Annotated in this window: 12 protein-coding genes and 1 pseudogene; 4 read left to right on the top strand and 9 right to left on the bottom strand. The window is 69.1% G+C overall.

Annotated features, from left to right (window positions below; translation table 11 throughout):
- Window positions 1-75 precede the first annotated feature (75 nt).
- Window positions 76-2,037 carry an ABC transporter ATP-binding protein gene (locus JE024_RS42040; RefSeq protein ID WP_205378642.1) on the top strand — a complete coding sequence of 654 codons (1,962 nt, stop codon included), beginning with the start codon at window positions 76-78 and terminating at the stop codon, window positions 2,035-2,037.
- A 78-nt stretch (window positions 2,038-2,115) separates the two neighbouring features.
- On the opposite strand, the gene JE024_RS38510 is transcribed toward JE024_RS42040, so the two are convergent.
- From JE024_RS38510 to JE024_RS38470, 9 genes and pseudogenes are all read right to left on the bottom strand, one after another.
- Window positions 2,116-3,258 carry a methyltransferase domain-containing protein gene (locus tag JE024_RS38510; RefSeq protein WP_205378641.1) on the bottom strand — a complete coding sequence of 381 codons (1,143 nt, stop codon included), beginning with the start codon at window positions 3,256-3,258 and terminating at the stop codon, window positions 2,116-2,118.
- Between the two features lie 26 nt (window positions 3,259-3,284).
- Window positions 3,285-4,148: a radical SAM/SPASM domain-containing protein gene (locus tag JE024_RS38505; RefSeq protein WP_205378640.1), complete on the bottom strand. Its 864-nt coding sequence runs from the start codon at window positions 4,146-4,148 to the stop codon at window positions 3,285-3,287.
- 295 nt (window positions 4,149-4,443) lie between these two features.
- Window positions 4,444-4,986, bottom strand: a complete 543-nt coding sequence (locus JE024_RS38500) for a hypothetical protein (RefSeq protein WP_244883685.1) — start codon at window positions 4,984-4,986, stop codon at window positions 4,444-4,446.
- Window positions 4,983-5,762 (bottom strand): ATP-binding protein, encoded by a 780-nt coding sequence (locus JE024_RS38495; protein ID WP_205378639.1) that lies wholly within the window; start codon window positions 5,760-5,762, stop codon window positions 4,983-4,985. Before JE024_RS38495 ends, JE024_RS38500 begins: the two co-directional genes overlap by 4 nt.
- A gap of 246 nt (window positions 5,763-6,008) precedes the next feature.
- Window positions 6,009-7,205: a helix-turn-helix domain-containing protein gene (locus JE024_RS38490; RefSeq protein WP_205378638.1), complete on the bottom strand. Its 1,197-nt coding sequence runs from the start codon at window positions 7,203-7,205 to the stop codon at window positions 6,009-6,011.
- 167 nt (window positions 7,206-7,372) lie between these two features.
- A complete protein-coding gene (locus JE024_RS38485; RefSeq protein ID WP_205378637.1) occupies window positions 7,373-7,891 on the bottom strand; it encodes a site-specific integrase in 519 nt (172 codons plus the stop codon).
- A gap of 632 nt (window positions 7,892-8,523) precedes the next feature.
- Entirely contained in the window at window positions 8,524-8,790 is a 267-nt protein-coding gene (locus tag JE024_RS38480) for a hypothetical protein (protein WP_205378636.1), read from the bottom strand.
- The gene (locus JE024_RS38475; protein ID WP_205378635.1) at window positions 8,787-9,488 is read right to left on the bottom strand and encodes a hypothetical protein; all 702 of its coding nucleotides are present in this window, start codon (window positions 9,486-9,488) and stop codon (window positions 8,787-8,789) included. Before JE024_RS38475 ends, JE024_RS38480 begins: the two co-directional genes overlap by 4 nt.
- Window positions 9,489-9,599: 111 nt before the next feature.
- A pseudogene (locus JE024_RS38470) lies at window positions 9,600-9,935 on the bottom strand (helix-turn-helix domain-containing protein); the annotation flags it as partial.
- A gap of 383 nt (window positions 9,936-10,318) precedes the next feature.
- Between JE024_RS38470 and JE024_RS38465 the strand changes: the two are divergent.
- From JE024_RS38465 to JE024_RS38455, 3 genes are read left to right on the top strand one after another with little or no spacing between them, the layout of a single operon-like run.
- Entirely contained in the window at window positions 10,319-11,428 is a 1,110-nt protein-coding gene (locus tag JE024_RS38465) for a bifunctional DNA primase/polymerase (protein ID WP_205378634.1), read from the top strand.
- Window positions 11,425-12,954, top strand: a complete 1,530-nt coding sequence (locus tag JE024_RS38460) for a DNA primase family protein (RefSeq protein WP_205378633.1) — start codon at window positions 11,425-11,427, stop codon at window positions 12,952-12,954. Before JE024_RS38465 ends, JE024_RS38460 begins: the two co-directional genes overlap by 4 nt.
- The gene (locus tag JE024_RS38455; RefSeq protein ID WP_205378632.1) at window positions 12,951-13,352 is read left to right on the top strand and encodes a DUF6009 family protein; all 402 of its coding nucleotides are present in this window, start codon (window positions 12,951-12,953) and stop codon (window positions 13,350-13,352) included. Before JE024_RS38460 ends, JE024_RS38455 begins: the two co-directional genes overlap by 4 nt.
- The last annotated feature ends 326 nt before the right edge of the window (window positions 13,353-13,678 follow it).

Raw genomic sequence — 13,678 nt, 5'->3', positions numbered from 1 at the left:
TTACGGTGGAACCGTCGAACTGTCGCCACCCCTCGCCACCACAACCACCCGTATGGGTGATGCGTTGCGCCTTGCATGAAGCCCACGCACGGCCAGGAAACCGCCCCCACGTCCCGAGTCCCGTGGCGGCGACGCGCCCGCCCCGCCGTCACGGACGTCATCCCGCAGTACGCGGTCAGCGCCGAACGCCACGACAACGCCCTCAACGACAGCTTCACCACCATGGCCCGGCGCCTGCCATCCCTGTCGGCCACAGTCCTGCGCCTGGCCTGGCAGGCCGACCGGCCCGCACTGCTGCTCACGGCACTGCTCCAGGTCGGCACCGGCATCGTTACCGCGGTCGGCCTGTACGCCACCAAGGGGGCGCTCTCCCCGCTGTTCGCCTCCGGCCCGGCCGCCGACCGGCTGCACGCCGCGCTCCCCGCGATCATCGTCATCATGACGGCCGCCGCCGTACGCTCCCTGATCGGCGCCGCCACCCTGGCCACCACCGCTCGGATCGGGCCGCGCATCGACGCCATCGCCGAACTTCGCTACCTCCACGCCGCCACCAGCGTCCCGCTCGCGTCCTACGACAATCCCGCCTGGTGCGACCACAGCGAGGCCGCGAACCGGGCGTCGAAGGACGCCCACCTGATGGTCGACGCGCTCACCGCCGTCAGCACGGCCCTCATCGGGCTGCTCGCCTCCGCCGGCATCCTCGCCGCCCTCCACCCGCTTCTGCTTCCGCTGCTGCTCCTGGCCGTGCTCCCTCGCGGGGCGGCAGCGGTACAGGCGGCCCGCACCTCGCACCGTGCCGAGCGCCACACCCTGGCGGACCGGCGACTGCGGCACACCCTCATCTACAACACCGCCGGACGGCCGACCGCGTTGGACGTCCGCGCCGCGACGATGCGCCCCTGGCTGCTGAGCCGGTTCACGGAGGTCACCGAGCGGCTGACGGCGCACGCGGCGCGGGTAGGACGGGAGACCGGTCGCTACCAGCTCCTGGGCGACGCGCTGGCTGGCGCGGCGGCGATGCTGGTGTACGCGGCGCTCGCTGCTCTGGTGATCTCCGGCCGAGTGCCACTGGCAGCGGCTGGCACGGCGGTGGTGGCGGTGCAGGCCAGTCGCATGATGCTCGCCGGACTCGTGACCGGGATGAACACCACGTACAAGACCGGCCTCTACCTCGGCGACTGGGCCGACTTCGTTGCGGACGCACAACAGCGGACGGAGGGCCGGGACTTCACCGGCACGGTCCCCGCGGTGCCGGACGAGATCCGGGCCAGGGACCTCACCTTCCACTATCCCGGGCACACCAGCCCTGCCCTGGACCGGGTCAGCGTCGCCGTAAGGCGTGGAGAAACGCTGGCAATCGTGGGGGCGAACGGCTCAGGCAAGTCGACGCTCGCCAAGCTGCTGGCAGGCCTCTACGAGCCGACTCAGGGAGTGGTCGAGTGGGGAGGCGTCGACCTGGCGACCGTCGACCCGGAAACGGTGTGGGCGAAGCTGGCGATGCTGCCGCAGGACATCGCGCGGTGGCCCGTGTCTGCTCGGGAGAACATCACCCTCGGGCAGGGCGACGGCGACGACCAGGCCGTGCTCGAGGCGGCAAAGCTCGCCGGAGCCGACGCGGTGATTGAGCAGCTTGCCGACGGGTTGGACACCAACCTAGCGCCGTCGCAGTGGGGCGGTCGGGACCTGTCCGGCGGTCAGTGGCAGCGCCTGGCCGGCGCCAGGGCCTTCTTCCGCGAGGACGCGCCGGTGCTGATCTGCGACGAGCCGACTTCCGCACTCGACCCCCGGGCTGAAGAGGCGATGTACGAACGGATTCGTGCGCTGGGGGCCGGCAGGACCGTCATCCTCATCACCCATCGGCTGGGCTCGACCCGGACTGCTGACCGGATCGTCGTGCTCGACCGCGGCCGACTCGTTGAGGCCGGCACCCACGAGTCTCTGCTCGACTTGGACGGTGAGTACGCAACCATGTGGCGGACACAGGCCCAGACCTACGGTGAGCAGTCGCAGCCTCAGCGGCCGAAGGTAGAGGCCTGAGCCTGGGCAGCCTGGTGCCTTGCAGGGCTGCGCCCCCGAGCTGGAACTCGGGGGCGCAGCGGGAAGCGGAGCCGGAGGCTACAGCCTGGCCGTCCAGTTTCCGCGGGTGAGAGTGGTGTCGCCGTCGGGCGTGATGGTGACGCGGGCGCCGTACACGGGCAGCTCGCCCACCCAGTTGAGGCGGTCGAGGATGTCCTCCAGCGGGTCCCACAGGCGGCGCGGGCCGCCCTGGTAGACGGTGGCGACCTCGCGAGGGCCGGGGGCATGTGCACGGACCCACGAGCCGTCGGCGTGCGCCATCCAGACCGTGTGGCTGCGGTCCGGGTACCACCGGTGACGGTGCTCGATCCCCGGCGTGTGGAGCTGGAGCATGGAGCGGATGCTCCATGCCTCGGGCACGAACACGAGCAGATGACGGCTCACGCTCGCGTCGCCGCCGCCGTGCTCGGCCGCGTCCCAGACGGCCGCCGGGACGGTCTCCTCGTAGTCGTCGCCCTGGCGGGCGGCCATGAAGGAGGCCGGCTCGAACGAGGTCCTTCCCACAGCGCCGCCGTCCGGGGTCTTGTCGGCGTAGAGGGTCAGCCCCGTCCCGGTGATCGTGGTAACCAGCCGGCCGTAGGGCCGCAGGGCCTCCAGCCAGGCGGCCGGGATGCGCGGCACGGCCACGGTGGACACGATCCGGTCGTACTCGCCCGGGAGCGGCCCCTGTGTGAGGTCGCAGACGGCGGTCTCGGGGCGCAGCCCGATGGAGGAGAGCCGGTCGGCGGCGGCTTCCACGAGGTATGGGTCGACGTCGACGCTGGTCACCATGCCTGCGCCGAGTCGGTGGCAGGCGAGTGCGGTGCCGTAGCCGGTGCCGGTGGTCACCAGCGTGCGGCACCCGTCGACGAGGTCCGCCTGCCGGTACATCTCGACGATCAGGCCCGGCTCCGTCGAGGACGACGTCGAGACGCCGGAGGTGACCACGGTGCCGGGTTCGGCGTGGTCCGCGTGCACGGCCCCGACCCGCGTGACCAGCGTGGTGTCGCTGTACGCGGCGGCGAGCCACGCGTCGGGGTCGGCCGCACCGTCGCGGACGACCCGGCCGCCGGCCTCCTGGTCCCGTTCGAACCACCGGGGCACGAACACGTGCCGGGGGGTTTCCGAGACGGCCGCCTCCCAGGGGGATCCCGGCCGGGCGACCTTGGTGCCCAGGCGCTGGGCGTCTGTCTCCCAGTCCATGCTGCTTCTCCTCTTCCTGGCCGTTCTCAGCTCATGGGGCCGCAGGAGCCGCCGCCGGACGAGCTGTCGTCCGAGGGCCCGCAGTCCGGCCCGCACGGGTCCGCCGAGTCCCGGACCGGGACGCTTTCGCGGGCCTGCTGCCACGCGGGGCTGGTCAGAACCGACGCCAGCGGCGTCTCGCGGACGTTGCCCGCGGTCAGGAAGCGGCCGATCTCGCAGACGGACACCTCACCGTTCGGCAGGACGGCCGCCTTGCGATCGCCGCACCGCCCGCACAGCGACGACGTGGACGGCGGGAGGCCGCCGGAGGCGCGCCCGACCGCGCGGACCTTGTCGACGGTGGCGGTGACCCTGAGGCTCTCCATCTCGGCGCGTGCCTGCTCCGCCCGCTGGCCGTTCCCGTGGTCGACGATCGCGACGCGCAGCTTCACGCCGCGCATGAATGCTTCGCGGATCGCGGCGCGCGTGGCCGCGTGAGACCCGTCCCGGCCGGTGATCGCATCGTGCTGCGCGGCGTCATCGCTGTGGTAGGTGGTCGCCACGCGCACCCGCGGGTCCTCGAAGAGGCTCCAGTGCTCGGGACGGACCTTGTAGAGGTTCGAGTGCACCCGGACATTCAGACCGACGCGCAGCGCGTGAGCGACGAGCTCGGTGAAGGCCGGGTGCAGGGTGGGCTCCCCGCCGATGAACTGCACGCTGCGCGTCCCGAGGGCGTGGGCCTCGTCGATGAGCCGGTGCCAGTCCTCGGCGGTCATGCTGCCGTGGCCGCGGGTCGGGCCCGCCTCGGCGTAGCACTGGCTGGGGCAGGTGAACTGGCACCGGGAGGTGAGTTCGAGCGAGAGGACGTCGAGCGGGGCGGGGGAGGGGCGGCGTATGTCCAGCACGGTCATCGATTGCTCCTTGCTCGTCCGGCCCAGGATGCCGGGCCGGGGCGGAAGGTGTGGGCGGAACGGTCCCATCGGTCGTGGGTGATGCGCCCGGCGCGGGGAACGTCGCCGTGGGGGAACACGATCGGGTGGTGCCCCGCGCCGGGAGTGGCGCCTGTCCGGCGGCCGGGGACGGGCCGTCGACCCGGCCACCGGACAGGAGTTGTGGGGCCTCTGGTGCCGGAGCCGGATCCGCTCCGGCACCAGGGGGTGCGCCCGTGTCGGGCAGCTACGGGGGGGGCCGCCCGGACACGGGGATCTAGGGGGTTCCGCCGAGACGCTTCTCGAACGCGGCGTGCGGCGTCGGCTCCGGCTGGTGCAGGGCGAGCGTCTTCCACAGCGGGATGCCGGGTACCAGACGGTCGCTCCGGGACGGCCGGTACCAGTAGGGCCCGGGGACGGAAGGCCATGACGTGGAGTCGAGCGACGGAAGCGTGATTCGGTACGGCGCGCCGAGGCAGACGGCATGGGTGTGCTGCGGCCACCGGTCGGCCGTGCCCGGCGGGACCAGCCAGTAGAAGGATCCGTCTCGGGTGTCCTCGATGACCGGTCCGCACCCGCCCTGGACCTCGTCCATGACGTCGACAGCGGCGCGGGCTTTGAAGCTCGAGCTGGTGACCACGACGTCGAAGAGGTTGCCGCCCAGGCGCACGATGGTGTCCTCGCGCCTGGTGACTGCCAGGAGATTGCGGAGCAGCTCGGCAATCCGCCAGGTCGGCCATGTCGGCGGCCGGCTCGCAGGGGCCTCCCGCACGAGCCTGTTCATCATCTGCCCGGCGTCGGGCGTCGCGGTGACGGTCACAGGTCTACCGGCCCCGCCTGGAGCATGGCGCGCACGGTCTTGCCGGCGCTACTGGGGAACCAGGTCACTTCGGCGCCGTGACTCCTGGCCCCCCACAGACCGCAGCCGAGCTCACCGCTCACGGCCTTGTCGAACGCGGGGAAGTCGGGGGTGTGGTCCTCGACATCGACGAGCAGTTCGTCGCGGTCCGTCAGCCGGAGCGCCACCCTCACCGACCGTCCGCTCCCCGCGGGTAACCCGTGCTCGAAAGCGTTGGTGACGAGGACGTACAGCACGTCCGTGGCAACGTGGACGGGGCCGGGCCAGGCCAGGATCGTGAGCGCGGATCGTGCCCAGACGCGGGCAGACCCGGACGAGTTCGGGTTGGCGTCGAAGGCCATGATCTGCTCGCGCACGATCTGCGGGGTGGCCATGTCGAATGTTCCTTCAGTCAGGGGGAGGGTGCACCAGACCGTCGTTCGGTCTTCGCTGACGCCCCAGGCATCGGCCACCGCGTCGACGATGAACAGGCCGCGGCCGTGCTCGGCGTCCGGGCTCGAGGAGCCTGCCAGCGGGCCGCGGGGCGTTCCATCGTTCACCTCGATCTTGAGGTGGCTGTCCAGGTGGGCAACCCGCACGTTCACCGTGGGGGCGGATGCGTGCCGGAGGGCGTTCGTCACGAGCTCGGTGAGCAGCAGCTCCGCGGCGTCGACGAGTTCGTGCCTCTCCCAGTGGCGGAGAGCTGCGCGAAGCGTCCGGCGGAGCTGGCTCGGCCGCCTTCTGTCCGCCTCGGACATGCCACCGGTGACGGGATCGGGGTGGCGCTCGAGCGACACTTCCAGGGCAGCTAGACCCCGCGTGCGGTCTCTTGGTTCGTGGGCGGAAGCAGGGGCGCTTCGACAGGTGCGCTCCTGGCCCGCAAGGTGCGTCGTCATGGTCGGCTCCATGTCGAATGGGCAGTGACGACATGCTGGAGCAGCAACAAGGCCCTAACTATCACGAGTTGGTGATAGCTAGGGCCAAGGGTTGACCGTCTGTAAGATTCAGGCGGAAGGAGCTGAGCTGAGCCACGAGCCGTATGACAGGAAGCTCTCCGGCAGTCGGCGGTGGGCCGCCTCCAGGCCGGCGTAGGTGTCCCGCACCATCGGGTGGTACTTGGCCTGCTGCGGTGCTGTCCGCCTCGCCGCGAGCAGGTTCTGGAACGAGGCGTCGAGCTTCCCTGTCCACATCTGCGCGCGGGCCACTTCGGCGTAGTGGTGGCTGGTCCGGGACTTCGGCCAGTCGCGGGGAATGCTGAGTCCGGCCGTGGCCTCCACGGCCTCGCCGTACTTGTCGAGTTCGGCGAGCACAGCAACCCGGTGGACGCGAACGTTGGTGGGGCCGAAGGCGAGCCAGTGCACCTTCACGGCCTCCCCGGTCGACTCGGCAAACCGCTCCGCTTCCCGGAGATGGGACATGGCGAGGGCTTCGTCATGGGCGCGACCGGCCATCACGGCACCGCCCAAGTGGATCTGCCCGGTGACGGCCTCGCGTTCCCGTGACGGGTCAGCCTGCTCGAGAGCGCGCAGTCCCAGATCAACGAGGCGCTGACCAGTCCGGTATTGGCCGGCCCGGAGGTAGGTGAGGGCCCGCAGGTACTGGTACATGCCGCCGAAGACGGCATCGGACCCGCGCTGGGCGGCCCAGTCCATTCGGGCCAGGGCGAGCTGAGCCAGGTCCGGGAACCCGAGCTTCGCAGCAACGTCGTACCCGGTCCTGTAGAGCGAGGCGAGGGCCAGCCACCCTTCCCTGCTCTGCGCGATATGGGCGGCGGTGGTGGTCTCTTCGATGAGGCCGGCCACGTCCGTGGCCGCCCGCTTGATCTCTCCCGCGCGAACAGCAGCGCACAACGCCTCTGCCTCGGCTGTGAGGTCAACGAGGGGCCGCGCTTGTACGTCCGGGTCGGCCCCCAGGTCGTAGACGTCCAGGGCCTCTCTGATAGGCCGTATCAGGACGTCAAGTTCATCGGCTCTCAGATCGCCGGCGTAGGGCTGACCCACGATGGTGGCCGTCTCAACCTGCATGGCCCGAGCGCACGCATTGACGACGTGCGGAGTTGCTGGGAGAGCTCCCTGCTCCGTCTTCGTCAGGGTGCTGTAGGGGATGCCAGAGAGGTCTGAGAGTGCTCGCTGGGTGAGGTGCCGCTCCCGGCGGAGGCGCGCGATGCGCACCCCGGTGTGGTCTTCAGGCAGAGCGTGCATACTGACTCCTGTTCTGCTTCGACACCAGAACGGTACCCCGCGATCGGCTTCGTGGGGGACGGACGAACCCCGCTCCCCGAGAGCGGGGTTCGTCGTCTTGCGGGACTGGCCACCGACTTCAAGGCACGCCCGTTCTCAGCTCGTTCAGTCGGCTTCTGCAGTGGTGCTCAGGCGGGCCGTCTGACGTTCTCGAACGGGTCCTTCGACGCGTCCTTGACGGGCCGGACGTACACGCGCTCGGGGATAGTCGATCCCTCGGCCCAGCGGCCGGCTTCGCGGATGTCGCTGACGGACGCCTCCGCCTCGGCAAGGCCCGTTGCCGCCCCGGCCCGGAGTCCGTGGCTGCTGACGGGACGGCCGTCGGTGACCAGACCAGCCTTGGCGAACCACAGCTTCACCCGCTCGTCGACAGTCGCCGGCCGCAGGTACCCGCCACGGACGGGGGCCTTCTTCGCCCGGGTCTCGGCTGAGGCCGGCACTCCGCTTTTCAGCACGTGCCGGAACAGGGGCCCCGTCGTGATGCCGTGGGAGGCAAGGTAGGCGAGCCAGCGACGGAGCCGGGGGACGAGCTGGAGGTCTGGGTGTTCGTGAAGAGTGATCTCCTGCGCCTCGCCCTTGTGCGTCTTGTCCTGAGCGAGCCACACCAGCACTAGGTGATCGAGGATCGTAGTCAGGTCCTCGATCATCGAGGCCAACGTCTTCTTCGCTGCGACCGAAGAACCGGTACCCGAAGGCGAACATGGCCGCGTCCCGGATCCCGATGGCGGACCCGTCCGCTTCTGCCTTCTCCATCATCGGCACGAGGTAGGACAGGGTGAGCGGGAACGCGCGCCGAACCCGCATGGCCCTCTTGTTGTTCTTCCGGTAGTCGGCCAACAGCACCTGGTAGAGGCTCGAGTCGGGGCGTTCTCCTGCCGGCATCGACGTGGGGATCAAGGACATGTAGTTCCTGATCGTGGACACCTTGAGGCCCCGCTGCATTAGGTGCCTGCTGTACTCGGTGTACGCCACGGTGGTGCACGGCTCAGCGACGTAGCCCTGCTCTGCGCACCAGGCCTTGAAGCCGCGCATCGCCGTGCGGCGCCCGGGCTCGCGGTCGTTCTCCGCGTCATCAAGCGCCTGGGCGGTCTCGTCGGTGAGAGTGATGTCCCGCTTGGTGTACCGCGGGCCGCGGTACACCGTCGCGGGGATGGGCTGCCCGGGCGCAGCACGGTGTGCAGACCGACGACAGGACGCGCGTCAGAGGCGACGCGGGCCACGGCAGCGTCGTCGACGAGCCTCGCGTCGACGACCTGGTCGTCGGTCTCGCGCAGGGTCATCAGCCCCTCCACTTCCAGCAGCCGGGTGCGCAGTCTTCGGGCAGGTGCCACGGTGTGGGCTGCCCGGACAGGAGCAGGCCGGCGTCGAAGTGCGCGCCGCGGGCCTGAAGTTCGGCGGCTCTCGGGGACTGCCAGAAGTGCCCGCCGCCGGGGCCCTCGGCCGCCGTCCAGCCGGGCGGGATCCGCTTGGTGCACGGGTGCCCGGTCTCGGGGGCGGGGACAGGGCACGCCATCGTGCCGTCGGAAACCTCCGCCGGGGCGTTCATCGTGCATGCTCCTCGGAGGTCATCGGGTGGTTCGGCTCCGGGACCGTCACCCATCCAGCAGGGGTCGCGAATTCCAGGTCCGGGGAGACACGGCGGGGCAACGGCTTGTCAGATCCGTCCAACAGCACCATCAGGAACTCGGTGCCTTGCGTGTCGACGATCTTGCCCTCATGGCCGCGAAGCCGGACGCGTACACCAAGGTCCACCTGGATGTCCTGACGGTTCTCCAGTCCGTAATAGCTGCGGATGTACGCGAGTTCGGCGGTCCGTCGGCGCTGCTGCCGAGACTCTGCTGCGGCGTGTTCCTCGGGGGTGGCCCACGGGCTCACGACCGGCGGCCTGTAGGCGTGATTCGACAAGGTGCTGAGGGAGTTCAGGAAGCCCTGCAACTGGTAAACCGTGGCATTCTCCCCCGCTTCAGGGGCCTGGATGGCGAGGGTGTGAATCTGGTTGATCACGTAGCCGAGGCCCACATGGTCCTTCGCATAGAGGAGCACTCGGCGGGTGCCGTCGGTTGGCAGCTTGGTCGGCAGATGCCCGATCTTGTTGTCGGCCAGCTTCAGTTCGATGCTCTCGATGATGCGCGCACCGGCCTTCTTCGCTCCATAGAGATGCACGAGCATCCCGATGTCCCACACAGCGAATCCACCCTGGAACTTGAGGTTGGCCGACAGACCGGCCCACTCGTTCGCGGACATGCGCTCCCCCTCTGATGGCTGCTTGGTGCTCGTGGCAGCAGATTACCGACAACAATTACACTTATTACACTTATTGTCGGTTACCGCAGGTAACATGGTCGCACCCCAGCAGTACGGATCCGTCGACAGCTTGAAGGTCTCCGAGCGGTGCGGCTGCAGGCCGAACGCCCGCCAGACCCGTGACACCGTCGACTGCGACAGACCCGTCTGCCTCGCCATCGACCGTGTCGACCAGTGCGTCGCGTTCTTCGGGGCGGACTCCAGGGTCTTGGCGACGAGCGCGGCTACCTGTTCGTCGGTGACCGACCTGGGACCGCCCGAGCGGGGCATGTCGCCCAGGCCGGCGATCCGGTGCTCGACGAACCTCGCCCGCCAGCGGCCCACCGCATGCGGAGTCGAGTCGAGCCGGGCCGCGACGTCCTTGTTCGAAGCACCCTCCGCAGCACTGGCACAGCGACTGAAGCCAGCACACGCAGCGACTCTTCAGTCGCTCCAAGAAACCCCTGGTCAGAACCCTGATGCAAGGTGGGTAGCGACTGAAGCGACTCAAGTTCCTTATATGGGCTGCAGGGATCGCGCGTGTGCGCCTGATATATAGGCACCTACAGTCGCTACAGTCGCTTTCTCGGCTTGCGAATGCGGCCTGGCCTGCAACGTTGTGCCCGCAAGCGACCGAGCGCACGGAGCTTCCGAGTCGCTCGCTTCAGTCGCTCGGTCGCTCACGAAACGAAAGACCGCCACGCCGGTGACCCATCTGGTCACCCCGAACATACGTTTTCGCTAGGCTATCTCCATCGTTGAGTCGCTTCAGTCGCTACCGGGGGATCGCAATGCCTTCTGACCTGCGGCTTCCCGTCAGCGACCCAGAGCACGGCACTCCAGTCACCACTCAGCCCAGTGCCCTGGCGCTCGCACGCTGGTGCGCCAGCCACGGGTGGCCGGTCCACCCTCTGGCCCCAGGCCGGAAGACACCCGCCGCCAACTGCCCCGCCTGCCGAGAGCCCGGACACGACCGCCGCACCTGCCCCTGCCGCGCTGCAGGTCGCTGGTGCCACGGCTTTCACGCAGCCACCCTCGACAGCACCCGCATCCAGCAGTGGTGGGGTCCCAGACCTCGCATGGGAGTCGGCATCGCCTGCGGACCGGCCAACCTTGTCGTCATCGACATCGACGCCCACCCCGCAACCCCACCCACCCGTAACAGACTTCTCCCCGGCATCGACATCGCCGACGAGATCGACGTGTCCGCCATGACCACCGGCTTCCACACCCTCGCCGTACTCGCAGCCCTCCGCGGACAGCCCAGCCCTGCCCAGGACACCAGCACCCTGCGCGTCCGCACCCCCTCCGGAGGACTACACGTCTGGTACCGCCAAACCGACGCCCGGCACTGGCAGTGCTCCACCGGCTCCAGCACCACCCGCGCCCTCGCCTGGCAGGTCGACATCCGCGCCGACGGCGGCTACATCATCGCGCCCGGCACGACAACAGACGCCGGCACCTACACACCCCTCGGCACCGCACGAACCCCGGCACCACTGCCTACCTGGCTCGCGCAGGAACTTCAGCGCACCCACCACCTCCCAGCCCCCCACGTACCAGCACCACGACCCGTCCCCGGCCGCGCACGCCAAGCCGTCCTCGCTGCCCGCGGCACCAACAACCCCGTCATCACCATCCTCACCAACGCCCTCGCCGAAATCGCCGACTGCGCCCACTCCACCGAGGGCACCGGCTTCTCCGAGAAACTCAACCGCGCCGCCTATACCCTGGGTGGCCTCGTCTCAGCAGGACACCTGACCGCCCAGGACGCCGAAGACGCACTCATGGAGACCGCCCGCCTCACTCGCCCCGGCCAGGAAGCCCGCGCGCAAACAATCATCCGCAGTGGCATGACCGCCGGAGCCCGCCGCCCCCTGAACCCCGGGAGCCGCCCATGACCAGTCCCGCCGGAGGCGAGCCGAGCACGCTCTTCGACTTCGACCCTCACGCCCTGGCTGAACAGATCATGGCCAAGGCCGCTCCCGTCCTGCCGGCCCAGCACGCCACAGCCAGCGAGCCGACACCGCCTGCGACGCCCGCCACCGCACACGGCCTGCGACCCGACTCACTCACCGACCGCGGCAACGCCAAACTGTTCGTCCAGCTCTACCAGGCCGACTTCCGACACGTCCCCGGCCTCGGCTGGTACCGCTGGGACACCACCCGCTGGCAATACGACGAAGACGACTCCGTCCTGTGGGCCGCCGGTGAAATCGGCGAACACCTCGCTCTGAGCGACCCCACCGGCGAACACGCCGTCGAAGCACTCAGAAAGCACCGTCGCCGAGCTCTCAGCACCGCCGGCATCAACGCCATGCTCGTCCAGGCGAAATCCGCCCCCGGCATGGTCCTCAAAGCCGAACACCTCGACGCCGACCCCTACGCCCTGTGCACCCCAGCAGGAATCGTCGACCTCCACACCGGCCTCCTGCGCACACCCGACCCCAACAAGGACTTCCACTCCCGCTCCACCAGCGTCGGCCCCGCCGTCATGCCGATCCCCAGGTTCCAGCGCTTCCTCGCCGACACCTTCGGCGACGACGCCGACGGCACGCAGATGATCAACTTCCTGCAGTTGCTCCTCGGCTACTCCATCACCGGCGACGTCGGCGGCCAGGTCATGCCCTTCCTCTTCGGGGCCGGCAAGAACGGAAAATCCGTCCTCCTCGACGTTTCCATGAAGCTCCTCGGCGACTACGCCGACGCCGCACCCCCCGGCTTCCTCATGGCCCGCCTCTACGAAGGCCACCCCACCGACCTCGCCGAACTCCACGGCCGCCGCGTCGTCGTCTGCTCCGAAGTCAAACCCGGCGACAAGTTCGACGAAGCCCGGGTCAAGCACCTCACCGGCGGGGACCGCATCAAAGCCCGCCGCATGCGACAGGACTTCTTCTCCTTCAACCCCACCCACAAGCTCTGGCTCCTCGGCAACCACCGCCCCGAAGTCGGCACCGGCGGATTCGCCTTCTGGCGCCGCATGCGTTTGATCCCCTTCGAGCGCACCGTCGCCGACGACCGCCGCATCGACAATCTCACCGATCTCCTCGTCGCCGAGGAAGGCCCCGGCATCCTCAACTGGCTCATCGACGGCGCCCGTCGCTACCTCGCCGGCGAGAAGGACCTCACCGGCCCGGACAAAGTACGCATCGCCACCAACGCCTATGCCGAGACCGAGGATCACACCGGCCGCTTCTTCGACGAGGCCTGCCTCCTCAACCCTGACTGCCGCACCGAACAGAAGACGCTCTACGACGCCTACCGCGGCTGGTGCCAGAGCGAAGGCTGCCTGCCCATGAGCAACCGAACCTTCGCCGCCCGAGCCCGCGAGCTTCTCGGCCTTGCCTCCCCGAAGGAGATGATCTTGTCGAATTCGAGGAAGTACTACCCTGGTATCGGACTGCTCGCGAACGAGGAGACGGCATGAGTTCCCTGATCAGCGAGAACGATCTTCAGCACGAGACCGCGCTTGTCTGGCTCGAGGACGTCACCCGTCTCGATTACGTGCGGCAGAGCCTGGACCGGCTCCCCACCCGTAGCGGCAAGCCCGCCTACCATCGTGACGGGCGCATGGTCGGCTACGCTGTCCTGGCTGCGGAGGCAAAAGCGTCCCGCGCATCCGGAACCTTCAGACGCCGTGTCTTCTGGCTCCTGCCGCACGACCGCGACGCCGAACCCGACGGCCTGTACGCCGGCTCCGCCCCCGCCGAAGCTATCGATCCCTCCACTCTCCAGCCACGTACCAAAGGCAGGAAGACCGAGCGCTCGGAGGGTGGACCCCCGTCCAGTGCCATGCGAGCGCTCGGTATAACTCTTCCTCTCTGACCAGCCGTCTCCGGGGACTCGGTCTCAGCGACTGAAGCGACTCAAGCGACTGGACATCCGACATCGCCGTCCGTCCGGGCGTCTTCCTGAGGAGGCACATGCGCCATTGCTAAAAGCGTGCAAATAGCCACTCATGGTGACGGTCGGTGGTTGTGGGAATCCGGAGGCGGATGATGCCGCCCCGATCCAGGTCACTCCGGGAACGGATGCTCAGTCCAGCCCCGACGGCCGCACTACAGGACGAGAGATGCGGCCTCTGGGAGGCAACCGACTGGATACTGCCCTGCAGGAACCTGAGCAGCCAGCCGACACCCGTGAACGAGATG

The organism is Streptomyces zhihengii, from assembly GCF_016919245.1.
Taxonomy (GTDB): domain Bacteria; phylum Actinomycetota; class Actinomycetes; order Streptomycetales; family Streptomycetaceae; genus Streptomyces; species Streptomyces zhihengii.
The sequence above is the reverse complement of the archived record's forward strand: the minus strand, read 5'-3'. Positions and strand labels throughout refer to the sequence as shown.